The organism is Devosia rhodophyticola, assembly GCF_028816475.1.
In the GTDB taxonomy this organism is placed as follows: domain Bacteria; phylum Pseudomonadota; class Alphaproteobacteria; order Rhizobiales; family Devosiaceae; genus Devosia; species Devosia rhodophyticola.
Genome location: NZ_CP118247.1, coordinates 2,693,735 through 2,719,263, shown reverse-complemented (window position 1 = coordinate 2,719,263; position 25,529 = coordinate 2,693,735). Strand labels below are relative to the sequence as shown.

The 25,529-nt window shown below is 57.3% G+C and carries 25 protein-coding genes; 7 read left to right on the top strand and 18 right to left on the bottom strand.

The window, feature by feature from the left end; all coding sequences use genetic code 11:
- Window positions 1–10 precede the first annotated feature (10 nt).
- Entirely contained in the window at window positions 11–796 is a 786-nt protein-coding gene (locus tag PSQ90_RS13325; protein ID WP_282210781.1) for a sulfite exporter TauE/SafE family protein, read from the top strand.
- Here the strand turns inward: PSQ90_RS13325 and PSQ90_RS13320 are convergent.
- From PSQ90_RS13320 to PSQ90_RS13265, 12 genes are all read right to left on the bottom strand, one after another.
- Window positions 793–2,712, bottom strand: coding sequence for a hypothetical protein (locus PSQ90_RS13320; protein ID WP_282210780.1), 1,920 nt, complete (start codon window positions 2,710–2,712; stop codon window positions 793–795). The two genes, PSQ90_RS13325 and PSQ90_RS13320, sit on opposite strands and share 4 nt — an antisense overlap.
- Window positions 2,713–2,716: 4 nt before the next feature.
- Complete coding sequence (locus PSQ90_RS13315; protein ID WP_282210779.1) at window positions 2,717–3,679, bottom strand: enolase C-terminal domain-like protein; 963 nt, start codon at window positions 3,677–3,679, stop codon at window positions 2,717–2,719.
- On the bottom strand, window positions 3,661–3,885 hold the full coding sequence (locus PSQ90_RS13310) for a hypothetical protein (protein ID WP_282210778.1): 225 nt from the start codon (window positions 3,883–3,885) through the stop codon (window positions 3,661–3,663). Before PSQ90_RS13310 ends, PSQ90_RS13315 begins: the two co-directional genes overlap by 19 nt.
- A gap of 19 nt (window positions 3,886–3,904) precedes the next feature.
- Entirely contained in the window at window positions 3,905–4,981 is a 1,077-nt protein-coding gene (locus PSQ90_RS13305; protein ID WP_282210777.1) for an ABC transporter ATP-binding protein, read from the bottom strand.
- 9 nt (window positions 4,982–4,990) lie between these two features.
- The gene (locus tag PSQ90_RS13300; protein ID WP_282210776.1) at window positions 4,991–5,836 is read right to left on the bottom strand and encodes a carbohydrate ABC transporter permease; all 846 of its coding nucleotides are present in this window, start codon (window positions 5,834–5,836) and stop codon (window positions 4,991–4,993) included.
- Window positions 5,837–5,839: 3 nt separating this feature from the next.
- Window positions 5,840–6,802 carry a carbohydrate ABC transporter permease gene (locus PSQ90_RS13295; RefSeq protein ID WP_282210775.1) on the bottom strand — a complete coding sequence of 321 codons (963 nt, stop codon included), beginning with the start codon at window positions 6,800–6,802 and terminating at the stop codon, window positions 5,840–5,842.
- 58 nt (window positions 6,803–6,860) lie between these two features.
- The gene (locus PSQ90_RS13290) at window positions 6,861–8,111 is read right to left on the bottom strand and encodes an ABC transporter substrate-binding protein (protein WP_282210774.1); all 1,251 of its coding nucleotides are present in this window, start codon (window positions 8,109–8,111) and stop codon (window positions 6,861–6,863) included.
- A gap of 91 nt (window positions 8,112–8,202) precedes the next feature.
- Complete coding sequence (locus PSQ90_RS13285) at window positions 8,203–9,090, bottom strand: carbohydrate ABC transporter permease (RefSeq protein WP_282210773.1); 888 nt, start codon at window positions 9,088–9,090, stop codon at window positions 8,203–8,205.
- Window positions 9,091–9,102: 12 nt separating this feature from the next.
- Window positions 9,103–10,038 carry a carbohydrate ABC transporter permease gene (locus PSQ90_RS13280; protein ID WP_282210772.1) on the bottom strand — a complete coding sequence of 312 codons (936 nt, stop codon included), beginning with the start codon at window positions 10,036–10,038 and terminating at the stop codon, window positions 9,103–9,105.
- Between the two features lie 62 nt (window positions 10,039–10,100).
- Window positions 10,101–11,369, bottom strand: coding sequence for an ABC transporter substrate-binding protein (locus tag PSQ90_RS13275; protein ID WP_282210771.1), 1,269 nt, complete (start codon window positions 11,367–11,369; stop codon window positions 10,101–10,103).
- Window positions 11,370–11,405: 36 nt separating this feature from the next.
- A complete protein-coding gene (locus tag PSQ90_RS13270; protein ID WP_282210770.1) occupies window positions 11,406–12,521 on the bottom strand; it encodes an ABC transporter ATP-binding protein in 1,116 nt (371 codons plus the stop codon).
- A gap of 9 nt (window positions 12,522–12,530) precedes the next feature.
- Window positions 12,531–13,655: an enolase C-terminal domain-like protein gene (locus tag PSQ90_RS13265; protein WP_282210769.1), complete on the bottom strand. Its 1,125-nt coding sequence runs from the start codon at window positions 13,653–13,655 to the stop codon at window positions 12,531–12,533.
- A 237-nt stretch (window positions 13,656–13,892) separates the two neighbouring features.
- On the opposite strand from PSQ90_RS13265, the gene PSQ90_RS13260 reads away from it, so the two are divergent.
- Window positions 13,893–14,564 (top strand): GntR family transcriptional regulator, encoded by a 672-nt coding sequence (locus tag PSQ90_RS13260; protein ID WP_282210768.1) that lies wholly within the window; start codon window positions 13,893–13,895, stop codon window positions 14,562–14,564.
- 2 nt (window positions 14,565–14,566) lie between these two features.
- Here PSQ90_RS13260 and PSQ90_RS13255 read toward each other — a convergent pair whose 3' ends face one another.
- From PSQ90_RS13255 to PSQ90_RS13230, 6 genes are all read right to left on the bottom strand, one after another.
- The gene (locus PSQ90_RS13255) at window positions 14,567–15,841 is read right to left on the bottom strand and encodes an L-fuconate dehydratase (protein WP_282210767.1); all 1,275 of its coding nucleotides are present in this window, start codon (window positions 15,839–15,841) and stop codon (window positions 14,567–14,569) included.
- A gap of 8 nt (window positions 15,842–15,849) precedes the next feature.
- Window positions 15,850–16,965 (bottom strand): mandelate racemase/muconate lactonizing enzyme family protein, encoded by a 1,116-nt coding sequence (locus PSQ90_RS13250; RefSeq protein ID WP_282210766.1) that lies wholly within the window; start codon window positions 16,963–16,965, stop codon window positions 15,850–15,852.
- Window positions 16,965–18,050: an ABC transporter ATP-binding protein gene (locus PSQ90_RS13245; protein ID WP_282210765.1), complete on the bottom strand. Its 1,086-nt coding sequence runs from the start codon at window positions 18,048–18,050 to the stop codon at window positions 16,965–16,967. The genes PSQ90_RS13250 and PSQ90_RS13245 overlap by 1 nt, the downstream gene beginning before the upstream one ends.
- A gap of 9 nt (window positions 18,051–18,059) precedes the next feature.
- A complete protein-coding gene (locus PSQ90_RS13240; RefSeq protein WP_282210764.1) occupies window positions 18,060–18,917 on the bottom strand; it encodes a carbohydrate ABC transporter permease in 858 nt (285 codons plus the stop codon).
- Window positions 18,914–19,807 (bottom strand): carbohydrate ABC transporter permease, encoded by an 894-nt coding sequence (locus PSQ90_RS13235; RefSeq protein ID WP_282213068.1) that lies wholly within the window; start codon window positions 19,805–19,807, stop codon window positions 18,914–18,916. Before PSQ90_RS13235 ends, PSQ90_RS13240 begins: the two co-directional genes overlap by 4 nt.
- Window positions 19,808–19,991: 184 nt before the next feature.
- The gene (locus PSQ90_RS13230; protein ID WP_282210763.1) at window positions 19,992–21,320 is read right to left on the bottom strand and encodes an ABC transporter substrate-binding protein; all 1,329 of its coding nucleotides are present in this window, start codon (window positions 21,318–21,320) and stop codon (window positions 19,992–19,994) included.
- Window positions 21,321–21,548: 228 nt separating this feature from the next.
- Here PSQ90_RS13230 and PSQ90_RS13225 point away from each other — a divergent pair, with 228 nt between their 5' ends.
- The 5 genes from PSQ90_RS13225 to PSQ90_RS13205 all read left to right on the top strand — a co-directional run bounded on the left by PSQ90_RS13225 (window position 21,549) and on the right by PSQ90_RS13205 (window position 25,516).
- Entirely contained in the window at window positions 21,549–22,325 is a 777-nt protein-coding gene (locus tag PSQ90_RS13225) for an IclR family transcriptional regulator (RefSeq protein WP_328517506.1), read from the top strand.
- Window positions 22,326–22,338: 13 nt separating this feature from the next.
- A complete protein-coding gene (locus tag PSQ90_RS13220; protein WP_282210762.1) occupies window positions 22,339–22,668 on the top strand; it encodes an L-rhamnose mutarotase in 330 nt (109 codons plus the stop codon).
- A 69-nt stretch (window positions 22,669–22,737) separates the two neighbouring features.
- Entirely contained in the window at window positions 22,738–23,817 is a 1,080-nt protein-coding gene (locus PSQ90_RS13215) for a Gfo/Idh/MocA family protein (protein WP_407648121.1), read from the top strand.
- The gene (locus tag PSQ90_RS13210) at window positions 23,814–24,362 is read left to right on the top strand and encodes a MaoC family dehydratase (protein WP_282210760.1); all 549 of its coding nucleotides are present in this window, start codon (window positions 23,814–23,816) and stop codon (window positions 24,360–24,362) included. The genes PSQ90_RS13215 and PSQ90_RS13210 overlap by 4 nt, the downstream gene beginning before the upstream one ends.
- The gene (locus tag PSQ90_RS13205; protein ID WP_282210759.1) at window positions 24,359–25,516 is read left to right on the top strand and encodes a CaiB/BaiF CoA transferase family protein; all 1,158 of its coding nucleotides are present in this window, start codon (window positions 24,359–24,361) and stop codon (window positions 25,514–25,516) included. The genes PSQ90_RS13210 and PSQ90_RS13205 overlap by 4 nt, the downstream gene beginning before the upstream one ends.
- The last annotated feature ends 13 nt before the right edge of the window (window positions 25,517–25,529 follow it).

Below are 25,529 nucleotides of genomic sequence, written 5' to 3'. Positions count from 1 at the left end.
AAGTCGCACCATGTTCCTTGAGCCCTTCCAGTACTTATTGGGCGTGATGTCTGGCAGCCTCGTCGGTTTCACGCTGGGCCTTTTCGGCGGCGGCGGCTCCATTCTGGCCGTCCCGCTAATGGTTTATGTGGTGGGCGTACCGGTCGCCCATGTTGCCATCGGCACCAGCGCCTTCGCGGTCGCCGCCAATGCCGCGATGAATCTGGTGTCCCACGCTCGCCGCGGCAACGTCATCTGGCGGTGCGCCGCCATGTTCACGGCAGCCGGCGTCGTCGGCGCCTTCTTTGGATCGCTCCTGGGCAAAGCCATCGACGGGCAAAAACTCCTGTTCCTGTTTGCCCTTCTGATGGCGATCGTCGGCGCGCTGATGTTCCGCTCGCGACGAAATCCCGGCACCCCCGGCGAAACCTGCAATCTGGAAAAAGCCCCCAAAGTCTTAGGATATGGCGGTCTGACGGGCGCATTTTCCGGCTTCTTTGGCATTGGTGGCGGCTTCTTGATTGTTCCCGGCCTTGTCGCCTCGACCGGCATGCCGATCTTGAATGCCATCGGGTCATCCCTCGTCGCCGTCACGGCTTTCGGGCTGACCACCGCCCTCAGTTATGCCTTCTCTGGCCTCGTCGATTGGCCCCTGGCTGCCCTGTTCATCGGCGGCGGACTAATCGGAGGTCTCTTGGGAACCCGTGCCGCGGTCGCGCTTTCTGAAAGGAAGGGGGTTTTGAATGTGGCCTTCGCCAGCCTCGTCATTATCGTCGCAATCTATATGGGTGCCCAGACTTTCACAGCGTTTTTCTAACCTGAAACCTCATCCAGCCTCCGCCCTCGCAACGGTGCAATCGCACCCGCCGATTTGACCCAGGGCGTATCGTACGACGGCGCTCGCGCAAAGCGCACCATGCCAAACCGCAATCGTGTGGTCGCCCCTGGCTCCAACAAGACCCGCACCCAACGACCGCTCAATTCGACAACATCCCCGTCCTCTTCGACTGCCTTGACAGAGGTAAACGCGTGTTCGCCGAACACTCCTGCCTGCACGATCACCTCACGCGCCGCCAAAAGGTCTGTGTTGCATAGCGTTACTTCGGCACTGTCCGCGCCCAATTTGTCCACCAGCGCTGCCACGCCCGGTGGCAGCCCCGGCTGCTGGGTGTCCGCATCAAAATAGCGGAGCCGCGCGTGCTGCAACCCGCCATGATAGACATGCATCGGCCCGCCCAGCGTTAGCTGCGCCAACCCCTCGATGATCATCGGTGTCAACTGCTGCCACATATGAATGGTCATGGATTCCCGATAATGATCCATGGTCAGCGGATCATTTTCCGGCTTCCGGAAATTCTCGATCTGGCTGGCAATCGTTGCCAGATTGGCTTCCAGCAGCTTTTCGGGATAATCCGCGTCCTTGCCGCGCATGAACCCGAACCATTGCGCGGTGTTCCCATTGAACCCCATATGGCCGCCATTGGTCACGCCATAGCCATTGTAGGCCGGATTGACATTATCGAAATATTCCGCCGACCAGCCGCGCTCAGCTCGCTCAGCATCGGCCTCGTCCATCGACAGGTTCCATAGATATACCGCATACATTGGATGCACTCGCCGATAGTCGCGCCACCCCTCATCATAGTGCCGGTTCGGCACCACCCAGTGCCCGTTGTCGTCCTTGCCCAGCGACCACAGCATGTCGATCTGCCCACGCGCCAGATCAAGTTGACTCATGTCTCCGGTCAGCGCTGCCGCATTGCAGCACGCCACGCACAGTGGCTCCTGGATCGAAAACGAACCGTGCGGCCAGCGCCAGCCATAATAGCCGCCCCACCATTTCCCATCATTATATTCGCCAATTTCGCCTGACAGCCCGATATTGTCGGGAATGATGCCGCCATTGCGCGCCGTGCGCTCCTCCCAAGCCGCCAGATAATTCAGCACCCACTCGCGGTACTTTTCCTCGCCGCCATACAAGAATGCATGGGTCATCAGCGATGTCGCCGTCAGACTGAGCGGTACATCGCCACGGGATTGGCGCGCATTTATCCGCTCCAATATCGCCGCATAAGTTGCGTCATCCGACCAGGGTGTCTTGGCGGCATAGCGATCAATCCCCGGCAAATCTTCAAATGGCGGCAGGTAATTGTCGAGAATTTCCCGATGCGTCGACCAGTCCTCACCCGTCTGGACCCAACGCGGCCCGCGACTGCCGGTGATCGGCGATTGGATCAGACGCTTTTCAACGTCATAATTGGCCGCTTCTGCATCCTCGCCATTATAAAACCCGGCAAAGCGCTTCGTCCGCTGTCGATCCTTGGCCACCGCCGGATCAGCCAATCCAAAGAAATAGAAGAACAGGTTGCTCTCGCCGTGATGCATCCAGTCATAATAGGCATCGAACTCGCGATGAATTTGCCCATATTCAGTCCATTGCCAGGTGATCCCGTCCCAGATAGTCCGTGACCGCTCATAAACCGCCTTGCTGCCCCCCAGCGCATAATAGAGCGGCATGTTCATGAACCCCTCATAGGGATCGTCCGACCCATCCATGCCCGGCCATTCTTCCCGCCAGATCAGCGTGCCGTCGCTGCGCGTATAACGGTCCGCAAATTCAATCGCTGCAACGTCCAGCGTCGCGAAAATCTGGCGTTGCAATAACGCCCATTTCGGCAGTCCCTGCTTTTTTTGCGCATGGATAAACGGCACGTCTTCAACAGGGTTTTTCATGGTGCTACTCGTATACGACCTTGCCGGTCTCGTTCTTTTTCAGCCAGTCCCAATTGATGTTGATCCCCAGCCCCGGCCCATCGGGCACCGGCACGCAGCCATTGGCATCCACTGCATCCAGATCGTCGGAATAATCGTCGGCAAAGATTGGGCATTGTGCCTTGGGTCCGGCAACCTTGGGATTGACCAGCCCCAACTCGTAATAATTGGTGTTGCGAATGGCCGACATGCAGTGTCGGGGCGCATGGCCCGGCGCATGGATCTCGCAATCCACCCCAAACCCTTCGGCAACGTGGGCCAGCTTCATCACCCCCGTAATGCCACCGTCATAATCAACGTCAGCGCGTACATAGTCGGTGCCCTCGGCAATAAGCTGGTCGACACGCAACTCAAGACCGCGCACATGCTCGCCCAAAAGAATTGGTGTCTTGATGATCTGGCGCAGTTTCTTGTGCGCATAGGCCGAGTGGCCGCCATCCTTGTAGGGGTCCTCGTACCAGAAATAATTGGCTTCGTCGCAGGCCTTGCCCACCTTGAGTGCATCGCTCCAGTTTTCATATTCGCAGCCCGGATCTATCATCAGATCCATGCCATCACCGACCGCCTTGCGGGTTGCTAGAACGGCAGCCACTTCGCGGTCGACCGGGCCATTCCCCCAGCCATGAATCTTATAGGCGGGATAGCCCATTTCCTTGCATTGCAACGCAAATTCGCCAAACGCCTCGGGACTGTCCAGCCCACCGTTTTCGTCGCCATGATAGGTTGAGGCATAGGCGGGTAGCGTCTTGCGCCAGCCGCCCAAAAGTTCAGATATGGGCGCCCCATAAACCTTGCCGGCAATGTCCCATAGCGCGCAGTCGATAGGCCCCATGCCAAATCGGTCATGCTTGCGCAGGGCACGCTTCAGATCGTTCCAGATCACTTCGCGATGCAGCGCATTCTTGCCAATCAGATAACGCGCCGCCATGCCCACCTGGGCATAGGAAACCCCGACCCCCCAGCATATTCACCGGTAACGCCCGCTTCAGTTTCGATTGTGAAAACATAATCGGTATGCTCGGTCGTTGCGCCCTTGAGGTAGACATTGTTGAAGCCGTTGTAATCAAAGCTCAGGTCGCGCTGCTGCCATTTATATTCGTGCACCGTCAGGCGCTTGATGCGCAGATCTTTCATTTGTCGTGCCTTTCAGGATTTAAATGCGGTTCCCGGTGTCGGGATCGAACAGATTAAGCGCGCTGGTATCGACATTCAGGGTCATCGGTTCGCCCGGATGGGGTCGCTCACGCGAACCCAGTCGCGCCGAAATCATCTGCCCACCCACATCAAGCACTACCATCGTGTCGGGGCCGGTCGGCTCCACCACATCAACGGTGCCGGTCAGTGAACTGGGTCCTTCCCCCTTGCTGAAGGTTTCGGGGCGAATACCGGCCACCACCTGCTTGCCAACAAATGCCTCGGCACCCGGCTCAATGTCCGTCAACGCCAGAACGGCGCTACCATGGTGTAGGGCCAGCCCGCCATTGTGTTGCTCCAGCGTGCCGGTCAAAAAGTTCATCGTCGGTGAGCCGATAAAACCCGCCACAAACATGTTGGCCGGCTTTTCATAAATGGTCTGCGGATCAGCCAATTGCTGGATGACCCCACCCTTCATCACCGCAACCTTGGTGCCCAGCGTCATGGCTTCAACCTGGTCATGGGTGACATAGACAACGCTGGTCCCCAGCCGGTCATGCAGCCGCTTGATCTCGGTGCGCATTTCCACGCGCAGCTTGGCATCAAGGTTTGAAAGCGGCTCATCGAACAGGAATAGGTCGGGGTTACGCACGATAGCCCGCCCCATGGCGACACGCTGGCGCTGCCCACCCGAAAGCTGCCCCGGCTTGCGGTCGAGCAGATGCGAGATCTGCAACAGATCCGCCGCCCGGGCAATCGCGTCCTCGCGACTGCTGGTGTCAACCCGGCGCATCTCCAGCCCGAAGCCAATATTGCGCCGCACCGACATGGTTGGATAAAGCGCGTAGGACTGGAACACCATGGCTATGTTGCGATCCTTGGGATGCACGTCATTGACAGTGCGATCTCCGATCACCACGTCGCCGCCTGACGATGGCTCCAATCCGGCAATGATCGACAACAGGGTGGATTTCCCACACCCCGAAGGTCCCAACAGCACCAGAAAGCCACCGTCCTCCAGCTCGAGATCAATATTGTGGAGCACTTCGACCGAGCCAAAGCTCTTGCGTACGCCCTTGATGGAAAGTGTTGCCATGATGGGCTCCTAGCCTTTGACTGCGCCGGCGGTAATGCCGGCAACCATCGCCCGCTGCACAAGAGCAAACAGAACGATAACGGGGAGGATGGAAATGATGCCGCCAGCGGCCAGCATGCCCCATGGCAGCTGGAATTCGCCGACCATGAGTTGCAGCCCAACCGGCCAGGTGCGTGATCCCTGGCTGGTTGTCAGCATCAGGGCGAACAGATATTCGTTCCACGCGGCAATGCCGACAAACACAGCCGTTGCCAGAAGTCCATTGCGCGCAATCGGAATGACAATGCGGAACATCGCCCCTAATCGGGTTGTTCCATCAATGCGCGCCGCGCTTTCCAGTTCCTTGGGCGCCGCATCGAAAAAGCCTTTGAGCATCCATACAAACAGCGGCAGCAAGAAGCTGGTGTAGGCAACTGCCAGCCCCACCGAACTGTCGAGTAGCCCGACCTGACGCATGACGATGAACAGCGGCACGATCATCAGAACAGCCGGAAACATCCGCACAATGAGATAGGCCAGCATTAGTTGCGTACGACCGCGGAAATGAAACCGCGAGAACGAATAGGCCGCAATCGTACCGGTCAACATGCAGATGAGCACCGTGACCGACGTCGTGATCATGCTGTTGATCACCAGCACCGGATATCCGGACTGGTTCCACAAATTGACATAGTGCTCAAATGTGATCCGTGTCGGAATATAGATCATGTTCCGGGTCACGATATCCTCTTCCAGCTTGATCGAAGTCAGGAAGGTCCAGATAATCGGGGCGATACAAATGAATGCCAGAAGGATCAGCACCACGTAGCTGCCAATGTCCCAGACCAGTTTTGAGCGTGAACGTGCAAAAGCCATGGTTCAATCCTGATTGACTTTGGAGAGACGGACATAGACCCAGGCAAACATCATCAGGAAAATGAACATGATGACCGAGAGCGCCCCGGCATAGCCGAAGTTGAAGTCCTTGTAGGCAGTCTGGAAGGCATAGAGCGACAGCACCTGCGTGCTTCGTCCCGGCCCCCCGCTCGTCAGGATCAGCAGCAGATCCGGCGAATTGACCAGGCCGATCACCCGCAAGATGACTGCCGCCGCAATCACTGTCTTGAGCATCGGCAGGGTGATCAATCGCAACTGCGAGATTGACCCTGCCCCGTCAATGTCGGCTGCCTTGTAAAGATCGCTCGGAACACCCTTGAGCCCCGCTAGCAGCAGCAGCGTGAAAAACGGAAAACTGTGCCAGGCCTCAACAATGATCGCCGCTGCCATCGCCGTTGATGGATCGGCAAACCAGGCCTTGTATCCACCCAGCAACCCCACTTTGACCAACAAATCGTTGATCACCCCAAGCCGCGGATCGAGCATCAGCGCCCACATATGCCCGGCCACCACATTGGGCAGGAAAAACGGTAACAGGATAAAGACAGCCAAAACCTTGGTGCCGGGCAGATTACGATTAAGTGCTAGTGCCGCGATAAGCCCGACACTGAACTCGATTATCACCGCCGCTGTCACCCACACCGCCGTGTTGCGCAGCGAAATCCAGAATATCTGGTCCGACAGCATCCGTTGATAGTGCTTGAGCAACACCCAGTCCGTACCCAGATCGGGCCGGTTCAACCGCATCTCCCGAAAACTCAGCTGAAAACCATAAAGCGTTGGATAGATCACCACGCCCATGATCAGCAGCGCGCTGGGCAGCAGCAGCAAATACATCCAGAACCGCGTTTCCGACAATTCGCCGATATAGCGCGCCGGATTGATCCGGTCCCAGGTCGAGAGCGGTCTGGACGACGCCATTATGGATTGCGGATTGGAAGTCATGTCGGCTCCTGCCATTCAGTCAGATTATGGGGCGGCCAGGTTTGGCCGCCCCACACGGTCAGCCGATGGCCTGGTTCAACCCATCGATCATTTCATCGACGGCCTGCTCGGGGGTAGCCTCGCCAATCAACGCCCGCTGGAAGGCAGGCAGCACAACGCTTTCCAGCCACCCGGCAAGCCCTGGGAAGCTAGGCTGCGGCCTGCCAAAAACCAGCGTTTCAGCCGCTGGCTTGTAGAGTGGATTATCGGCGATACGCGGATCAGCCGACGCCGAGTTGGATGCGGGGAAATAGCCGGTCTTGTCGAGGAACGCGATAGCCGCATCCGGCTCGCCCCAGAACTTGATCCACTCCCAGGACGCATCCGCGTTTTCGTCCTTGGTAATCGAGTTATAAGCATAGGCCAGGCGCGCCACTCGCGCCGCCGGTCCCGCCGGCATCGCCAAGGTGCCGAACTCGACCCCCGGCTCCAGCTTGGATGCAATATCCTGGAACGAGCCGGTATGGTGCCAGATCATGCCAGTCTGTCCGGTCTGGAACCCTTCGATCACCTGCCGGAACCCGTCATTTGGCGCGCTCGGCGGCACAACCTTGTCCTGGGTCAACAGCCCCGAGAACCAGGCGATGCCTTCAATCGCCTTGTCCCGATCAAGCCCGATCTGGTCGCCCTGCTGAACGGGTGAACCAAAGGCTTCCATCACATTGTTGATATAGTTCTGACCGCCGGGACCACCGCGCAGCCCAAACCCATACCGACCCTTGGATGGGTCTGTAATGGCAATCGCCGCATCACGCATTTCTGCGTAAGTTGTCGGCGGCGCAATGCCAGCTTCTTCGAACCAGTCCTTGCGGTAATACATCCAATCGACAAAACTGAACGCGGGCAGACCATAGATCTTGCCGTCCTTGGTGATTGAATCAAACCGGCTATCATCGAAATCGCTGCGTTTATCCCAGCTGGAGAGCCGCTCGGTCATATCGGTCAGCGCCCCCATAGCCAACAGATCGGCAAACCGCTCCGACGACACCATCGTCACGTTTGGCCGACTGTCAGCCAGAACAGCCGCCGTGATCTTGGCCATGAAATCGGGGTTCGGAATATTCTCCTGTGTCACCACAATGTCTGGATGCGCTGCCTTGAACAGCTTCATCACCTCTTCAAGCCCCGCAAATTCGGACTGGCTGGTAAAGGTGTGCCAATAATTGATATTGGCTGTCTGCCCGAACGCCAGGCTTGGCGTCAGCGCGGTGGCGGCCATTAACCCGGCCCCAATTTTTAATACGGAGCGTCGATTGAAATTCTTGTTCATTGCTTCGTCCTCCCAGTATTTTACCCGCCCAATGCGGATAACAGTTCCAAATCCGGCCAGGGCCGGACCTCCCGTCAGAAGCGCGGCTGGTTCAGCCTTTTTCTGCCCCCGACAACGTTCCAGAGCGCACAAACCGTTGCGCCACGATAAAAATCAGCAATACCGGCAGCACCACGATGATCGCCGCCAGAATGACCTCCGGCTTTTTAATCGGCACATCATTGGCCGGCAGATTGCTCAGCGCCCCCGAGCCACTCACCAGCGCCGTCAGCCCCACCGGTAGATTGTAGAGCTTGTCGTCGCTCAGCAGCACGAAGGCCAAAAAATAGTTGCTCCAGATCGCCAGAAAACTGAAAAACGCCACCAGCGCCACAATCGGACGCGCCAACGGCAGCGCAATCCGCGTGAACAACTCAAACCTGTTGCAGCCATCCACCCGCGCCGAATCCATCACCCCTTTGGGTAACGAGGTCGAAAAATACACATAGGCGAGATAGACCCCAAACGGGAAAAACCCGGATGCCAGGATCAGCCCGGCATAAGTGTTGTTGAGCCCCAAAAGGTTCATCTCGAGAAAGATCGGCAGCACCACCGCCGTGCTTGGCGTGATCATCGCGATCATCGTCATGATCAGGATCAGCTTGCGTCCGGGAAATTCCGAAAGTGCCAGCGCGTATCCCCCCGGGATAGACGCCACCAGCGACAGCAACACCCCACCCACCGAATAGATTGCAGAATTGGCGGCCCAGGTTCCAATCTGGAAATTATTGTAGCTGGTCAGATTGGTCCATGTCTGGCTGAACGCGGCCCAACTGCCGATCGTGAACGGGGTATCGGAAAACAGCGACGCTTCCGAGCGGGTTCCTGCCATGAACAGCCACAGCAGCGGTATGCCGTAAAAGCACACGGCGAACGCCAATGCCGCAAAGACAACAAAACGACCCAGACTGAAGCGAGACTGCAAAGTACGGCTGGCCATCAGCTCACTTCCTCAATCGAGTTTATAGAAATTGGTGGCAAAAACGATCACCAGCGCAATGGCGATAGAGGACCCCACCAGCATAGTGCTGAGCGCGGCCGAAGCCCCGAAATCACCCATGCGGAAGGCATATTGAAACGCCATCTGGTTGAGCGACCAGTCATTCTGGGCAAATTGGGTGCCGGCCATGCCCATCAATTGCGGCTCGACGAATAATTGTAGACCCGTGGCAAATGACAAAATACCCATCAATACGATTGATCGCCAGATCATCGGCAGCTTGATGCGCAGCGCCAGCTGCAATCGGCTGGCGCCATCAATGCGCGCCGCTTCCATCACCTCGGTTGGCAGGCTCGCCAAGGCGCCGCCGAACACGACGATCCATCCGCCCGAGGCCGAAAAATACGCCATCAGCGCAAAGACACCCGCCAGCCCGATTCCCGAGATCACATCAGCCCGTGATACCCAACCCACCATTTGCAGGATAGGCTGGAAGGGGCTGACCGACGGATCAAGCACAAACAGCCACAGCACAACAATGGCTGATGAAGTAACTGCGCCCGGCAGGAAATAGACGGTGCGCAACATCGTTGCCGCTCGCCGCCCCACGCTGTCGAGCATGAGCGACAGCGCCCCCACGCAGATCACCGTCATGCTCACCCAGATCGCAACGAATGTGAGCACATTGACGACGCTGGCCGGCACGCGAAAATCATCAAAGACGAACTGGTAGTTCGTCGGGCCCCAGAACACCATGTCGATGGTGTCGAAAAAACTCAGGCCGAACGCATAGCCAATCGGCACCAGGCCAAACATCAACAGCAAGAGCAGATAGGGCAACAACAATAGATACGACATGCGCGTGTCAAGAAACGCCTTGCGCCGTTCCTGCTTTACCCGGCTGGCGGTCATTGGCTGTGCGGATGCTGGGCTGGTAGCTAGGCTCATGAAGGTTTCTGCGCCCCGTATGAAAGCTGGGCGCCCTGCACTCAGGGCGCCTCGTTTTTCAACTATTCGACCGTATAGCCATTGAGTTTGGCCAGATTGGTCAGCTCGGTTTGTAGTGCGGGCAAGGCACCCAGAACGGTGCCCCCGCCACCCATGCCTTGGGTGATAACCTTGGCAATGGCGTCCGAAACGCTGAAGCGCAGGCTGACATAGCCGGGGTGACTGTACTTGGCGGACCCAACTTCCACATCGAACACGTCAGCGTCGGCATAGTAGGAGTCAGCCTTGAGCTTGGCGCCCCAGGCGATTGCTGAAGGCTCGTGGGCGGGCAAGGTCACAGCATCGGTCTGGTTGGCGACGTCGGTAGCCATCCATTCGATAACATCCACCACTTCATCGGGATGCGCGGTGTCTTTCCAGCCGCCATAGGTGCCCCCGCCCCAGCTCCAGGTCAATGGCTGGTCCTGGTCGTCCCACTTTAGCGGCATTGCAGCTGCCAACGTGCCCTCGGGCCATTCATAGGTTGGCTTGATCACATATTCGCCGAACCATGTTGGCCCGATGATCAGCGGCACCTTGCCGGTCTTGGCCAGATTGACAAAATCAGGCTCGAATGGCCCAACCTTGGCAAGGCTACCATTGGCAACCATGGCGTCGACCATGGCAGCTGGCTTGGTGCATTTGTCGGTCGTCAGATCAATCTTGAGCGTGTCGGGCTTGCCCTCGACCGGCATGGCCATATCGCAACCATCCGACACCAGGAAACTATAGAGTGGGAAGGCTTCTACAGCCGAACCCAGCACATAGCCTTCAGGCCCCAATTCAGCGCCCAGCGCTTCGAATTCAGCGTAGGTCGTTGGCACCGCCTTGCCCAGCTTTTCCATCAATGGCTTGTCGTACCAGACCATCATGTGGGCTAGGTCGTTGCGCAGGCAGTACAGTTTGCCATTGACCTCGCAGGGCGAATTGCCATTGGGATAAAATTCGTCCTGCAGCGCCTGCGGCACCTTGTCGGTCAGATCCATCAGATAGTTGGAGCGCCGCGTCGACAATTGTGCGGTGTAGCCAATATCGGACAAGAACACGACATCAGGAATTTCACTCTTGGCCTGCATCGCCAGTTGCAGTTTGGCGATCAGATCGGCTGGTGCCACGGTGGTAACGTTCAGCGTGACATTGTCATGGGTCTGATCATAGAGCTCGAACATCGACAGGCGGGGTGTATCCGACCAGATATTGAGCGTCACCTGATCCTGTGCCAAGGCACCACCCGCCATCATTGCCAGCGCCAATCCGCCCGCAACTGCCGTCGTTGTTTTCAGTTTATGCATGTTATTCCTCCTGTTATACGCCGATTTCCCACCGGCTTAGGTGTTCTTGGCCGTGGTGATTGCGCTGCCCCCGGCATTGAAGATGTGGACGTGGTCCGCCCGCAGCCCGACCCGAACCTGTTTCCCACTGGTCAGGGGTGAATGTCCGATAAGTTGAATTGTGACGACGTCAGGTGCTCCAGCATCGAGATAGACAAAGGTGATATTGCCCAACCGCTCGACGGACTCGACGCGTGCCGGCAGAGCGGTGATACCGTCTGGCACCGCATCCTCCGCCGCGATCAGTTCGAGGCCCTCCGGCCGGACACCGACGGTAACCGCGTCACCCTTGTTGGCGCCCTTGAGTGGCAGGTCCAATCGTGCCTCGTTATTGGCGTCCAGCCCAATGCTGGCCACCCCATTGGCGACAGTCAGCACAGTGCCAGGCAGCATGTTCATTTTTGGCGAGCCGATGAACCCGGCGACAAATTTGTTGCTGGGCCCCGCATATAACTCCAGCGGCGGACCCACCTGCTGAATGACGCCCTCGTCAAGCGCGACGATCCGGTCCGCCAGCGTCATCGCCTCGACCTGATCATGGGTCACATAGATCATTGTCGCTCCGAGTTCGCGGTGCAACCGTTCGATCTCAAGCCGCATCTGCACCCGCAGCGCCGCATCCAGATTGGACAGCGGTTCATCAAACAAAAACACTTTGGGGTGCCGCACGATGGCGCGACCAATTGCAACACGCTGGCGCTGCCCGCCCGAAAGCTGGGCAGGTGACCGCGACAATAATTCCTCAAGCCGAAGAATGCGTGCCGCCTCCTTCACCCGAGTGTCGATCTCGGCACGGTCGAACTTGGATAATTTCAGATTGAACGCAATATTGTCATAGACATTCATATGCGGATAAAGCGCATATGACTGGAACACCATGGCAATTCCCCGGTCAGAGGGTTCTGCGAAGGTGACGTCCTTGCCATCAATCAGAATGTCACCCCCAGTGACAGTCTCAAGACCCGCGATCATGCGCAGTAATGTCGATTTCCCCGAACCCGACGGCCCGACAAAAGCGACGAACTCGCCCTTTTCGATCGCGAGATCTATCCCCTCGATAACCTTGACCGGGCCGAATGATTTCGTGACTGCCTTGAGTTCGACACTCGCCATGACGTCGCCCTACTCGATTTTCTCGGTAACACTCACCTTGGTCAGCGCCTTGCGATCCAGCTCGTCAAAATCAAAACTGTAGCCCAATCCCGGCTCATCGGTGACATTGAGATAGCCATCAGTAATGGCCAACGGGCCAAGCTTGTCGAGACCCTTGATCTGAGCCTCGTCCATGACCAGCTGCTCGTAATAGTCATTGTTGGCGATGGCCGCGCACAGCTGCGCATTTTCGCGCCCCATGCCGTGAACCTGCGCCCGCATGCCAAAACTGTCGGCCATGTGGGCAATCTTCATCGAACCGGTAAAGCCACCCTTGTAAAAAGTGGAAACCCTTGTCATGTCCAACGCGCGGTTTTCGATCCAGCTCGCCATGTTCCAGTGAACGCCGTCCGAAGTTTCGGCAGCCAAAACCGGGATCGTCAGTTTTTCACACAATTTGGCGTAGGCACCGAGATAAAATTCGCGCATCGGTTCCTCGTACCAGAGGAAGCCAAGGTCCTGCAGCGCCAGTCCAACTTCAAGACTGTCAACATAGTCCCAGCCAGCCGATCCATCAAACATCAGATCGGCATCCGGCCCAACCCACTCACGCAGCTTGGTCGATAGCTCGATGTCCCGCTTCACATCACCCCACGCATGCAGCTTGAAGGCCTTGAACCCGAGATCGCGGCTCATCTTGATATAGCGCTCATATTCTCCAAGTGTTGGCCAGGTGACCGTCGAGGCATAGGCAGGCACTTTTGGATCATTGCCGCCCAGCATCTGGTAGATCGGCATTTTTGCCGCTTGCGACTTCACATCCCAGCACAACTGGTCCAACAGGCCCAGCGAGCGCATGTGCACTTCCTCGACCCGGTCGATTTCCCACATCAGGTTCCACATCCGCTCGGTCAATAGCGGGTTCTCCCCGATAAATCCCGAATAGCGGCGCCGGACCAGATCAACCACCGCATCGCCCCGGCCGATCTCAATTGCCCCGACGATCCCGCTGTCGGTTTCCATCCGGATCACTGCCTTGCGCGGCATGCTGCCGCGCGGGATATCACCGTGCGAACCAGGCAAACCATTGCGCCAGATGAATTTCGGCCCCGGCTCGGCTTCCACCAACCACGCAGTAAACCCAGTGATCTTCATCGACATCCTCCAGCGGCCCCATTGAGATATTATTTGTCGATGATGAAATATTACCGGGGCGCCGACAAGCCCTTTTATCGCCTCAGGCACTAGACTTTGGTGGGATTACCCACGTCTGCGCGGAATAATCCCATAGGCGACGGACCTTGTAGAGCACTAAGATATTTTCAAAACGACTGTTGATATGTTAACAATGGATGCTGGACCAATCTCCTCGGCGCAATTAAGGCTAGCCAGATGGATAAGATTTCTCGCCCCGACAATGAACAACAAAGCAATGAAGGCTACCGCCGCTTCCGCGAAGCGCTGCAGCAGGGCACCCTGACGGCCGGTATGATCGTAACCCAGAATGAACTGTGCGAGCTTTTGGGTATCTCGCTTTCGCCCCTGCGCGAAACCCTGGTCCTGCTTGAAGAATTTGGTCTGGTCGAGATCAAGCCGCGTACCGGCATTCGCATCATCTATCCCGAGGTCGCCTTTATCCGCGAGAACTACCAGTTCCGTATCATGATCGAGACCTACGCTCTGCGCGCCTTTGGCGATCAGGTGACCGATGCGTGGCTATCCAACATGCGCGAACGCCATGAAGAGTGCCGCGTCCAGCTCCAGGGCTCCGTCGAATTTGAAGAGGCTCAGGCCCAGATTACCTACGTTGACCGCCGCATGCATCGCGATATTGTCGAGGCGCTGGAAAACCGGGCGATCCTGCAAAATCACGCGCGCGTGCAGGAAAACATTTCGATGGCCCGCCGTGTGCACCAGCGCTCAATCTTTCGCGGTCAACTCATTGATACGATTGACGAACATCTGCAGGTCCTCGATGCCCTCGAAAACCGCGACACGCCCGGTGCCATTGCCGCGCTCGAGGCCCATTTCCGTGCCTCGACTCACCGCACTTTCGCCGCCTGATATCAAGCCGAGAACGTATATTCAGCGATGGATGCCGGTTTCATCTCAATTGAAAATCCTGCCGCCGCAGGTGGCATGTAGGCGGCATTCCGGATCACGCACGGATCAATGAAATGTTCGTGCAGATGGTCGACATATTCAATCACCCGACCCTGCTTGCTGCCCGATACCACCAGATAATCGATCATCGACAGGTGCTGGACATATTCGCATAGGCCTACCCCACCAGCATGCGGCCACACCGGCAACCCGAACTTGGCGGCCATCAACAGCACCGACAGCACTTCATTCAGCCCGCCGATCCGGCAGGCATCGATCTGCACGATATCAATCGCCCCGTCCTTGATGAACTGCTTGAACAGGATTCGGTTCTGGCACATCTCCCCGGTCGCCACCTTGATCGGCGCAATCCCCTTGCGAATGGCACGATGCCCCGAAACATCATCGGGACTTGTCGGCTCCTCGATGAAATAGGGATCGAACCGCGCTAATTTCCCGACCCAGTCGATGGCCTCATCGACCTCCCACACCTGGTTGGCGTCGATCATCAACAGCCGCTCCGGCCCGATAATTTCGCGCACGATTTCCAGCCGCCTGATATCGTCGTCCAAATCCTGCCCGACCTTCATCTTGATGTGGTCGAACCCCTGCTCGATCGCCTCGCTTGCCAACCGCCTCAGCTTTTCATGGGAGTAGCCCAACCACCCCGCAGAGGTGGTGTAACAGGGATAACCCTCCGCCCGCAGCGTTGCCATCCGCTCAGGCTTGCCTGCCTCCGCCTTGCGGAATATCGCCAGGGCCTCGCCCGGCGTGATCGCGTCGCTGAGATAGCGAAAGTCAACAATCGAAACCAGTTGCTCCGGCGTCATGTCGGCCACCAGCTGCCAGACCGGCTTACCCGCATCCTTGGCCCAAAGGTCCCACACCGCATTGACTACCGCCCCGGTCGCCAGATGCATTGCCCCCTTGTCCGGCCCGATCCAGCGCAACTGGCTGTCCCCGGTTACATGCCGCCAGAAACGGCCAGGATCGGCGCTTATCCAGTCCAGTTCCAGCCCAATAACCCGCCCGCGCAACGCTTCAATGGCCGCACACACAACTTCGTTGCCCCGACCGATGGTAAAAGTCAGCCCATGGCCCTCATGCGCGCCATCGGTGCCCAAAATAACATAGGCCGCCGAATAGTCCGGATCAGGGTTCATCGCATCCGAGCCGTCCAGCGCCGCCGACGTCGGAAACCGCAAATCATGCACAGTCAAACTGGTAATCTTGCTCATCAGCCTTCTCAGCTATTCTGATCCATGGTCGACCGACTGCCCTCGACCACCTGCCGGTCAATCGCTGCAAAATCCCAGTCGATCCCCAGCCCTGGCGCATCGGATGGTCGCGCCTTGCCATCGGCAATGATCATCTTCTCGCTCGTTAGATCATCGAGCTGCGGGATATATTCGACCCACCGTGCATTGGGCACCGCCGCGCACAGCGACACATGCAGCTCCATCAGAAAGTGCGGACTGACGGCAATATTGAAGCACTCAGCCATATGCGCCACCTTGAGCCAGGGCGTAATCCCGCCAATGCGCCCCACATCGACTTGAATGACCGATGCCGCGTGCCGCTCCAGATATTCACGGAAATGCAGCACCGAATATATGCTCTCTCCCACCCCGATCGGCACGCTGGTGTGCGCATTCAGGCGTTGATGGCCGGCAATATCGTCGGCTGGCAACGGCTCTTCTAGCCATCCGATATCCAGCGGTTCATAGGCGCGTGCCCGCCGAATGGCCTCGTCAACGGCAAACGCCTGATTGGCGTCGGTAAAAATCTCGAAATCGGCGCCCACCGCCTCGCGCACCGCCCCGATCCGCTGCACGTCCTGATGAATGGGCCGCCCCACCTTGAGCTTGCACCCGCCAAAACCTGCCGCCTTGGCGCGCAACGCGTCTTCAACCAGCGCCGCCTGCTCAATATGCAGCCACCCGCCTTCGGTGGTATAAAGTGCGACTTCAGGCTGTGCCCCGCCCGCCATCAAATGCAGCGGCAGTCCGAGCTTGCGGCATTTCAAATCCCACAGCGCTGTATCAACGGCAGCCATGGCAATCGCGGTAATCGCACCCACTGTCGTTGCATGGGTCATGAACAGCATATCGCGCCAGATGCGCTCGATTTCCATCGCCTCGCGCCCGATCAGCGCCGGGCACAGCGTGCGCTCCAAAAGCGCCATCACCGAATGACCGCCAGTGCCAATGGTGTAACTATAGCCTGTCCCCACCACCCCATCGCTGTCGGTAATCCGAACAAACGGGGTCTCCTGGGAAACAAATGACTGAATGGCGTCCTGGCGTTTGACCTTGGGCTTGAGGTCAACCATGAACAGCTCAATGCGGACAATTTTTGCCATTACGCGCTAACGCTCCGTCCGCTGGCCTTATCAAAGACATGCAATTTGCTCAGGTCAAGCGTGAAGCCGAGCGTTTCGCCTTCCTTGACCACACGCGGATTGAGCATCTTGCCCTGAACCTCCAGCCCGCCCAGATCGGCAAACAGGATAGTCTCGGTGCCCAATGGCTCCGCAATATTGACGGTCCGCTCAATGGCCAGCGCATTGGCCTCCCCATGCAGCGAATGCCCTTTTGGCGCAAAGCTTTCAGGCCGGAAGCCCAAAATGATCGCCTGTCCCTCGCTAACCTTGTGGTCCGGCCCCAATGGCACTTCGACCCCATCGGACAGAACTGCCTTGCCCCCGCGCACCACGGCGTCGAGCTGGTTCATCGGAGGCGAACCGATAAAGCCCGCGACGAACGTATTGACCGGTCGTTCGAAAACCTCGGTCGGCGTGCCGATCTGCTCTATATAACCGTCCCGCATGATCACGATCCGGTCGGCCAGCGTCATCGCCTCGACCTGATCATGGGTCACATAAATAACCGTTGTCTTGACCCGCTGGTGCAGCTTCTTGATCTCAACCCGCATCTGACCACGCAGCTTGGCATCGAGATTGGATAGCGGCTCATCGAACAGAAAAACGTCGGGATCGCGCACAATGGCCCGTCCCATGGCCACGCGCTGACGCTGCCCGCCCGAGAGATTGGCCGGCAGCCGATCCATATAGGGTTCCAGCCCCAGGATTTCGGCGGCTGCATCAACACTCTTTTTGATCAGTGCCTCGTCCTGCCCGGCAATCTTGAGGCCAAATCCCAGATTGTCGCGCACCGTCATGTGCGGATAAAGCGCATAGGATTGAAACACCATCGAGATGTTGCGCGCCCGTGGCGGCAACTCATTGACCACCCGGTCCCCGATGGTGATGGCGCCGTCGCTGGCGTCCTCCAGTCCCGCAATCATGCGCAACGTTGTGGACTTGCCGCACCCGGACGGCCCCACCAACACCACAAACTCATTATGCGCGATCTCAAGGTCGATGCCGTGCACCACTTCGATCTTGCCATAGCGTTTGACGACTTTTTCGAGACGAACTTCAGCCATGATGCTTCCTTACTTGACGCCGCCGAAAGTCAGGCCGGCGATCAAATGTTTCTGGACAACGAAGGTCAAAACCAACGCGGGAATAATGATAAGGACAGCCATGGCGCTCATGCCCGTCCAGTCAACAGTGAACTGGGCCGTAAAGTCCATCAAGCCAACCGGCATGGTTTTTGAGGCAGTTGTTCGCGTCAGCTGGCTGGCCAGCGCATATTCGTTCCACGATGTCAGGAACGCAAAGATCGCCGCCGACGCCAGCCCCGAACGAGCCAGCGGGAATTCAACTTTCCAGAACGCCTGCCAACGCGTGCAGCCATCAATCTGGGCCGCTTCGGAAAGATCCACCGGAATCTGGCGGAAAAACCCATCGGTCAACCAGATAGTGAACGGGATGTTGACCGCCAGATAAACCAGGATCAGGCCAAATGAGGTGTCGATCAACCCAAGCCGTGCCCAGATGATAAAGAGCGGCAGCGACAACGCCACCCCGGGCACTGTGCGGCTGAGCATGAAGGCCAGGAACAGCCCACCCTTGCCCGGAAACCGGAACCGCGCGAACGCGTAGCCACCCGCCATGCCGATGGCGACCGCCACCAGCGTCGAGGTAATCGAGATCACCAGGGAATTGATGAAATATTGCGCTACCGGCAGGCCCTGCTGCTCACTCGACAGGCCGAACAATCGGGCAAAATTATCCAGCGTGGGGTTTTGCGGTATCCACACGGCGGGCCGCGCCAACACCTCGATATTGGGCCGGAACGCCGTGAGCACTACCCAAAGGCCGGGTATGGTCAGAATGGCCATGGCGACAAACACGCCAAAGCGGATAGACCAGCGTTGCCAGGGCTTTTCGATCGTCAACTGGCTCATTGTGCGCCTCCCATAAAGGTACGCGCGCTCACCAGCTTCTTGTAGAAGTAGAAGGTAAAGACGATCGACAGAATGATCGAGACATAGCCCATGGCGTTGGCCATGCCCATCTGACTGTTCTGATAGCCGGTGCGCGTCATCAGCGTCCAGATCAACTCGGTCCGCCCCGCCGGGCCACCATTGGTCATGATCCGCACCATGTCATAAGCCCGCGCTACATCCAGCGAACGAATGGTCATGGCAATATAAACGAACGGCATCAGGAACGGCAGCGTAATGTGGCGGAACACCTGCAACGGGTTGCAGCCATCCACCCGCGCCGCCTCGATCGGCTCCTTTGGCAGCGCCATCAAGCCCGCCAGCAACAGGATGGCAAAGATCGACGTCGACATCCAGATTTCAGCGAAAATGATCGAGAAATTGGCCAAATTTCCATCAACCAGCCACGCAATCGGCTGCTTGATCAAGCCAAGGTCAAACAGTGCATTGTTGACCAGTCCGATAGAGTCGTTGAAAACATATTTGAATTGGAAACCCACCAGAATGGGTGAGAACATCATCGGAAACATCATGATGGTGCGCAGGGTACGCTGGCCCCAGGTTATCTTGTTGACCAGAAGCGCCAGTCCTAGACCCAGCAACATCTCAAGATTGAGCGCGATGGTAATGAATATGATCGTGCGCCCAAAAGCCCACCAAAAATCGGTATTGCCCATCAGCCGCTGATAATTGCGCAGGCCAATAAAGTTAAAAAGGGTTGCCGGTCGGGTCAGATTATAGCTTGTAAAACTGGTCCAGAAGGAAACCAGCAGCGGCAACAAAACCACTGACAGAATGACCAGCGCCGCTGGCAGCAGCAAGAGATAGGGCGTTGCCGCGGGCGAGCGCATGAATGCCCCAATGCGATTGCGCCCCTTATCATGCGGCATAGTCTCAACACTTGCGCTCAAACCTGCACCCCCGAAATGATCATGTGGTCGGCAGTGCCTGCCAATCCGAATTCGTCCGGACACAGGCCCGGACGAATATTGCGAAATACGCTGCTCCAGCCAGGGCCGGAGCAGCAGGGAGGATCTAGAGCAATCCAGCGTCTTCCATGATCACGGTTGCATCCGCTGCGGCCTTGTCGAGAGCTTCCTGCGGGGTCTTTTCACCCACGATGGCTGCCTGCAACTGAGGCCACAAAATGTTGGAAACCTCGATCCATTGCGGAATCAATGGCGGCGTCCGGGCGTCTGCCAACGAGGCCTGCCAGATCGGGAACATTTCGGCCAATGCGGGCTTGTTGTTCTCATTGAAGTATTTGATCACTTCATCGAACGTCTTGCTCCGTGTCGGCAGATTGCCGGCCTCGGCTTCCATCATCTCGCTCTCATCATTGGTCAGGAAAACTGCAAAGGAAACAGCAGCTTCCTTGTTGTCGCACGCCTGGGTCACAGAGAACGAGTGCGAACCGGACCAGCCACCACGAACCCCTGCACTACCAACAGGCGACACGGCGAAGCCGAGAACGTCAGAGATCTTGGAGGCAGAGGGATCGCTGTAGAATCCGGCAAAGCCGGGCCAGTCAAGGTCAATTGCCAACTGTCCAGCGGCCATGGCCTGTCCGATATCGTCCCAGGTATAATTGACCGTGCCAGCGGGTACCGCACCGGCATCATAGATTTCCTTGAACCACTCAAGCGCGGCTACGCCCTCGGGCGAATTGAAGATCGGCTTCCAGTTTTCGTCAAACAGATCGCCGCCGTTGGCGCGCAGAATTTCCATGAAACGACCCGACATTCCCTCGTCCTTGCCGGCAAAGGCAGTGCCATAAAGGTTCGGGGGATCAGCCAGGAAGATGATTTGCTGCTTGAGTTCGTCAAAGGTCTTGGCCGGCGCCAGGTCGGTGCCGAACTTCTCCTTGTACGCCTTCATGTTGTCAGGGTCTTCGTAGATGTCCTTGCGATAATAGATGTTGGAAACATCAGTCACGCGCGGCAACTGCACCAGCCGTCCATCAACCTCGGAAGCAGCCAGCGTGCCCGGCACGTATTTGGCCAACTCTTCAGCCGGAATCATTTCCTTCAGGTCGATATAAAGATCGCCGTATTGCGGCGCAAAACTGGTGTGGTTCGACCCTACACACCAACTGATCTGGCCGGTCGCGATGTCCTGCTTGATCTCGCGATCAAGATCAAAATGGTTCTTGGACGACACGATCTCGACCTTGGCACCCGTCATCGCTTCCCATTCAGGAATGCGCGTATAGAGCTTTTCATATTGGGTGCCGCCGATCAGCTTCACCTTGAGCGTGTAGTCGGGGAATGACCCATAGTCGAACTCTTGCGCCAGCGCGGTGCCAGACAGAACGACAACGGCGCAGGACGCCAAAAGGGTTTTAGCCAGGATTTTACTAACCATCGCGATTTCTCCTCCACAGGGGACCTTTCGGTCGTTGCCTCTTTTGAGGCTTGATAACTCATATTTGAAAGATCTATTTGTAAGTAAGCACAATGATTGCTATGACGTCAACCGGCATCACGGTCGCAAAAATCGCCCAATTTTGCCAAATGCGTGACAATCAGAGCTAACCCGATGCTAACCCTTGCTAACAAGTCAGGGTATGGATCGGTAAACGGGAGCAGAATATTGATCACGACAGAAGACGACGACCGCTACCGCGCCCCTGCTCTTGATAAAGGTCTTGATATTCTTGAACTTTTGGCCGAAACCGACGATGGATTGAGCCAGGCAGAGATCGCCAAGTCGCTTGGTCGCTCCCCCAATGAAATCTACCGCATGCTCGAGCGTCTGGTCCGTCGCAACTACGTGCGCCGCACCCTCGAAGATCGCTATGAAATCACCCTGAAACTCTTCGAACTCGGCCATGCCCGCCCCCCGATGAATCGCCTTGTGAACCAGGCCAAACCGGTCTTGCGCCAGTTTGCCATTCAAGCCGAACAGGCATGTCATCTAGTCATCCACGATCGTGGCAACCTCGTCGTCGTCGCCCAGATGGATGGCCCCGGATACTGGAATGTCTCCATCCGCGTTGGCAGTCGGGTCGGACTTGTCAACACCGGGTCAGGTCACATTTTCCTTGCCTACCATAGTCCGGAAGAAGCCAGCTTAATGCTGGAAGAACAAGGACTTATTGGCGCGAAGGCTCTCCCCAAAGGTCTCGAGCAACGCCTTTCGACCATCCGCCATCTGGGCTATGAAAATATGCCAAGCGCCCAGGTCGTCGGCGTCTTCAACCTGTCAGTCCCGGTCTTTGGACCCTTGGGATCTGTCATCGCCGCCTTCACCTGTCCCTATAGCCAACGCATAGACAAGGCCGACGCACCCAATATCACAGAAGCATTGGCTATGATGCAGGCCGCCGGCATAGAGCTTTCGAAACGCGCCGGCGCCGAAGTACAATAATGAGGAGAAGAATATGAAACGCTATGGATCCGTAATTGGTCTCGATGCCGCACAAATTGCCGAATACAAAAAGGTCCACGCCGCCGTCTGGCCCGATGTTCTCAATCAGATCAAGAATAGCAACATAACCAACTATTCCATTTTCCTGCGCGAGCCCGAAAATCTCCTCTTTGCCTATTACGAATACGTCGGCAACGACCACGCCGCCGACATGGCTAGAATGGCCGCCGACCCCGTAACCCAGAAATGGTGGGCCGTCTGCATGCCCATGCAACGCCCCCTCTCCACTCGCACCGGTGACGAATGGTGGGCCTCCACCGAAGAAGTGTTCCATGTGGACTAGGCAGTCGGCGCGACTTGCACATTTCGCTTATATGTGAACATTATATTCACATAAGAATAATCGGATTGCATGCTAGGGGAGGATAAGATGGACGACAAGGCGCCTTTACGCCAGGCTTGGCGACGTCCAACTGCGCCGCGCCCCATCGTCATCATCGGCGCCGGGGGGATCGTCAACGACGCTCATCTGCCAGCCTACAGACTAGCCGATCTCCCCGTAGCGGGGATATTTGACATTGACGCAACACGCGCCGAGACACTCGCGGCCAAGTGGAACATCCCTGTCTTCCCAAATTTGACCGACGCCATCGCCACGCCAGACGCCGTTTTCGACCTCGCGCTTCCCCCTGCCGCCCACCTTGACGTCTTGCCCGAACTTCCTGAAGGCGCAACCGTTTTGCTGCAAAAGCCAATGGGCCGCGACCTGGGCGAAGCGACAGGGATCCTCGAGCTTTGCCGTACAAAATCGCTTGTTGCGGCGGTCAATTTCCAACTGCGCTTCTCGCCGATGATGCTGGCAGTTGCCGACGCCGTTGAACGCGGCTGGCTCGGCGATCTGGTCGATGTTGAGGTCCACCTGAACCTCGTGACACCCTGGGATCTGTTTCCGTTCCTCAAGAAAATGGAGCGGGTAGAAATCTCGGTTCACTCCATTCATTACCTCGATATGATCCGCGCCTTGCTTGGCAATCCAAACGGCATCCATGTCCGCACCATGGGCCATCCCAACCACGAATTGGCCCAAACCCGCACCAGCGCCATTCTGGATTTTGCCGATGGCATCCGCACCACCCTGTCGATCAATCACGACCACGATTTCGGCCGCCAATTTCAGGACGCCAGCTTTCGCATTGAGGGTACCGATGGCGCCGCAGTCGTCAAACTCGGCCTGCTACTCAATTATCCTGAGGGTGAACCGGACGAGCTTTGGATCGTGCGTCGGGGACAGGATTGGCAGTCCGTTCCGCTTTCCGGCGGCTGGTTCCCCCACGCCTTTATCGGCACGATGAGCAACCTGCAGCGCTTTGCGGCGGGCGAGGATTCACAGTTGATGACATCCGTCGAAGACGCCTGGCACACGATGGCGCTTGTTGAAGCAGCCTTTGAATCGGCCAGATCGCCCGCAACCCAGATTAAGGAAAAACCATGAGCGCGACTGTTGGCGTCTCCTCCACATTTCCCAAAACCATGCCCGCCGAACACGCAGAACTTCCGGTCTGGAATGCCGAAAACTGGTTCTATGAGGACTGGGCTGTTGGCCACAAAATTCGCTCGCTCCGTCGCACCATGTCAGAGGGGGAGTCGATGCAATTCAACGCCCTGGTCACCGACATGCACCCCTACGTCGCCGACGATATTTTCGCGACGACAGAAGGGCAGTTCGATAAACGGTTGATTGCCGGGGCACTGGTCTTTTCCGCTGGACTGGGGCTGGTCGCCACCAATTGTATCAACGCTTTTTCCTACGGTTACGACCGGCTGCGGTTCATTAAGCCAACCTTTATCGGCGACACCATTTATACCATCCGCACCAACCTCGACAAACGCCCGAAATATCAAAAGCTTGGCCTCTGCCGCGCCAGCTATGAAGTCTACAAGGGCGAGGGCGAGCTGGTGCTTTATTGCGAACATCTCCAGACGGTCAGATACCGCAACCCCGAAACCTTTGCAGATCAAATCGAGAAACCCTCATGAGTACAAAGACACCAGGCCTTCTCGATGGCCTCATCGTGGTTGATCTATGCCAGTTCCTTTCCGGCCCCTATGCCAGCCTCCGGCTGCAGGATCTGGGCGCTCGCGTTATCAAGATCGAGCGGCCTGAGGGTGGCGATCTGAGCCGCCGCCTTTATCTCAGCGATACAGAAATTGGCGGCGATTCAACCATTTTCCACGCCATCAATCGCTCCAAGGAAAGCCTGGCGCTCGACCTCAAGAAACCTGATGATCTGGCCGCACTGCGCAAACTGCTCGGTAAGGCCGATGTCGTCCTGCAAAATTTTCGTCCCGGCGTTATCTCTCGGCTCGGCCTCGACTACGAGACGGTTAAGGCGCTCAACCCCGACATTGTCTATGCCTCGATCACCGGCTACGGCGAAGAAGGTCCATGGGTTGATCGTCCCGGACAAGACTTGCTCGCCCAGGCACGCTCCGGCGTCATGTGGCTCAATGGCGATGACGATCAGGGTCCGGTTCCCTTTGGGCTGGCAATCGCCGATATGCTTGCCGGCGCCGCAGTAGCACAAGGCATTCTGGCAGCGCTGGTGCGGCGCGGCATGTCAGGCGAAGGTGCCCACATCGAAACCTCACTTCTTGAGGCTCTGGTGGACTTCCAGTTCGAAGTGCTGACGACCCATCTTAACGACGGCGGACGCATCCCCAAGCGCAGCACCTTCCGCTCGGCGCATGCCTATTTGTCGGCCCCTTATGGGGTCTATCCAACCAGCGACGGCTATATTGCCATCGCCATGACCCCCATCGACAACCTGCGCAACCTGCTCGAAATCGACGCTCTGACAGAATATGAAGACCCACGCACTTGGTTTACGGCCCGTGATGCCATCAAGCAGATTATCGCTGATCGGCTAAAAACGGCCTCAAGCGAGCACTGGCTTTCAATCCTTGAGCCTGCCGACATCTGGTGTGCCAAAGTGCTCGATTGGCGCGAACTGATGGATAGCCCGGGGTTCAAGGCACTCGACATGCTTCAGACCGTCACCCGGCCCGACAATGTCAACATCGTTACCACTCGCTCGCCGCTCCGCGTCAATGGTGAGCGCGCCAGCACCAGCAGGGCCGCGCCGTTGATTGGCGAGCAAAACGCTGCCATCCGGGCCGAGTTTGACCTTTGAGCGCACTAAAGGG

What these genes read in the sequence shown, in the direction of transcription:
- PSQ90_RS13325 (WP_282210781.1), top strand. Translation starts at nt 11, where the DNA reads ATGTTCCTTGAGCCCTTCCAGTACTTATTGGGCGTGATGTCTGGCAGC.
- PSQ90_RS13320 (WP_282210780.1), bottom strand. Translation starts at nt 2,712, where the DNA reads ATGAAAAACCCTGTTGAAGACGTGCCGTTTATCCATGCGCAAAAAAAG.
- PSQ90_RS13315 (WP_282210779.1), bottom strand. Translation starts at nt 3,679, where the DNA reads ATGGCGGCGCGTTATCTGATTGGCAAGAATGCGCTGCATCGCGAAGTG.
- PSQ90_RS13310 (WP_282210778.1), bottom strand. Translation starts at nt 3,885, where the DNA reads ATGAAAGATCTGCGCATCAAGCGCCTGACGGTGCACGAATATAAATGG.
- PSQ90_RS13305 (WP_282210777.1), bottom strand. Translation starts at nt 4,981, where the DNA reads ATGGCAACACTTTCCATCAAGGGCGTACGCAAGAGCTTTGGCTCGGTC.
- PSQ90_RS13300 (WP_282210776.1), bottom strand. Translation starts at nt 5,836, where the DNA reads ATGGCTTTTGCACGTTCACGCTCAAAACTGGTCTGGGACATTGGCAGC.
- PSQ90_RS13295 (WP_282210775.1), bottom strand. Translation starts at nt 6,802, where the DNA reads ATGACTTCCAATCCGCAATCCATAATGGCGTCGTCCAGACCGCTCTCG.
- PSQ90_RS13290 (WP_282210774.1), bottom strand. Translation starts at nt 8,111, where the DNA reads ATGAACAAGAATTTCAATCGACGCTCCGTATTAAAAATTGGGGCCGGG.
- PSQ90_RS13285 (WP_282210773.1), bottom strand. Translation starts at nt 9,090, where the DNA reads ATGGCCAGCCGTACTTTGCAGTCTCGCTTCAGTCTGGGTCGTTTTGTT.
- PSQ90_RS13280 (WP_282210772.1), bottom strand. Translation starts at nt 10,038, where the DNA reads ATGAGCCTAGCTACCAGCCCAGCATCCGCACAGCCAATGACCGCCAGC.
- PSQ90_RS13275 (WP_282210771.1), bottom strand. Translation starts at nt 11,369, where the DNA reads ATGCATAAACTGAAAACAACGACGGCAGTTGCGGGCGGATTGGCGCTG.
- PSQ90_RS13270 (WP_282210770.1), bottom strand. Translation starts at nt 12,521, where the DNA reads ATGGCGAGTGTCGAACTCAAGGCAGTCACGAAATCATTCGGCCCGGTC.
- PSQ90_RS13265 (WP_282210769.1), bottom strand. Translation starts at nt 13,655, where the DNA reads ATGAAGATCACTGGGTTTACTGCGTGGTTGGTGGAAGCCGAGCCGGGG.
- PSQ90_RS13260 (WP_282210768.1), top strand. Translation starts at nt 13,893, where the DNA reads ATGGATAAGATTTCTCGCCCCGACAATGAACAACAAAGCAATGAAGGC.
- PSQ90_RS13255 (WP_282210767.1), bottom strand. Translation starts at nt 15,841, where the DNA reads ATGAGCAAGATTACCAGTTTGACTGTGCATGATTTGCGGTTTCCGACG.
- PSQ90_RS13250 (WP_282210766.1), bottom strand. Translation starts at nt 16,965, where the DNA reads ATGGCAAAAATTGTCCGCATTGAGCTGTTCATGGTTGACCTCAAGCCC.
- PSQ90_RS13245 (WP_282210765.1), bottom strand. Translation starts at nt 18,050, where the DNA reads ATGGCTGAAGTTCGTCTCGAAAAAGTCGTCAAACGCTATGGCAAGATC.
- PSQ90_RS13240 (WP_282210764.1), bottom strand. Translation starts at nt 18,917, where the DNA reads ATGAGCCAGTTGACGATCGAAAAGCCCTGGCAACGCTGGTCTATCCGC.
- PSQ90_RS13235 (WP_282213068.1), bottom strand. Translation starts at nt 19,807, where the DNA reads ATGCGCTCGCCCGCGGCAACGCCCTATCTCTTGCTGCTGCCAGCGGCG.
- PSQ90_RS13230 (WP_282210763.1), bottom strand. Translation starts at nt 21,320, where the DNA reads ATGGTTAGTAAAATCCTGGCTAAAACCCTTTTGGCGTCCTGCGCCGTT.
- PSQ90_RS13220 (WP_282210762.1), top strand. Translation starts at nt 22,339, where the DNA reads ATGAAACGCTATGGATCCGTAATTGGTCTCGATGCCGCACAAATTGCC.
- PSQ90_RS13215 (WP_407648121.1), top strand. Translation starts at nt 22,738, where the DNA reads ATGCTAGGGGAGGATAAGATGGACGACAAGGCGCCTTTACGCCAGGCT.
- PSQ90_RS13210 (WP_282210760.1), top strand. Translation starts at nt 23,814, where the DNA reads ATGAGCGCGACTGTTGGCGTCTCCTCCACATTTCCCAAAACCATGCCC.
- PSQ90_RS13205 (WP_282210759.1), top strand. Translation starts at nt 24,359, where the DNA reads ATGAGTACAAAGACACCAGGCCTTCTCGATGGCCTCATCGTGGTTGAT.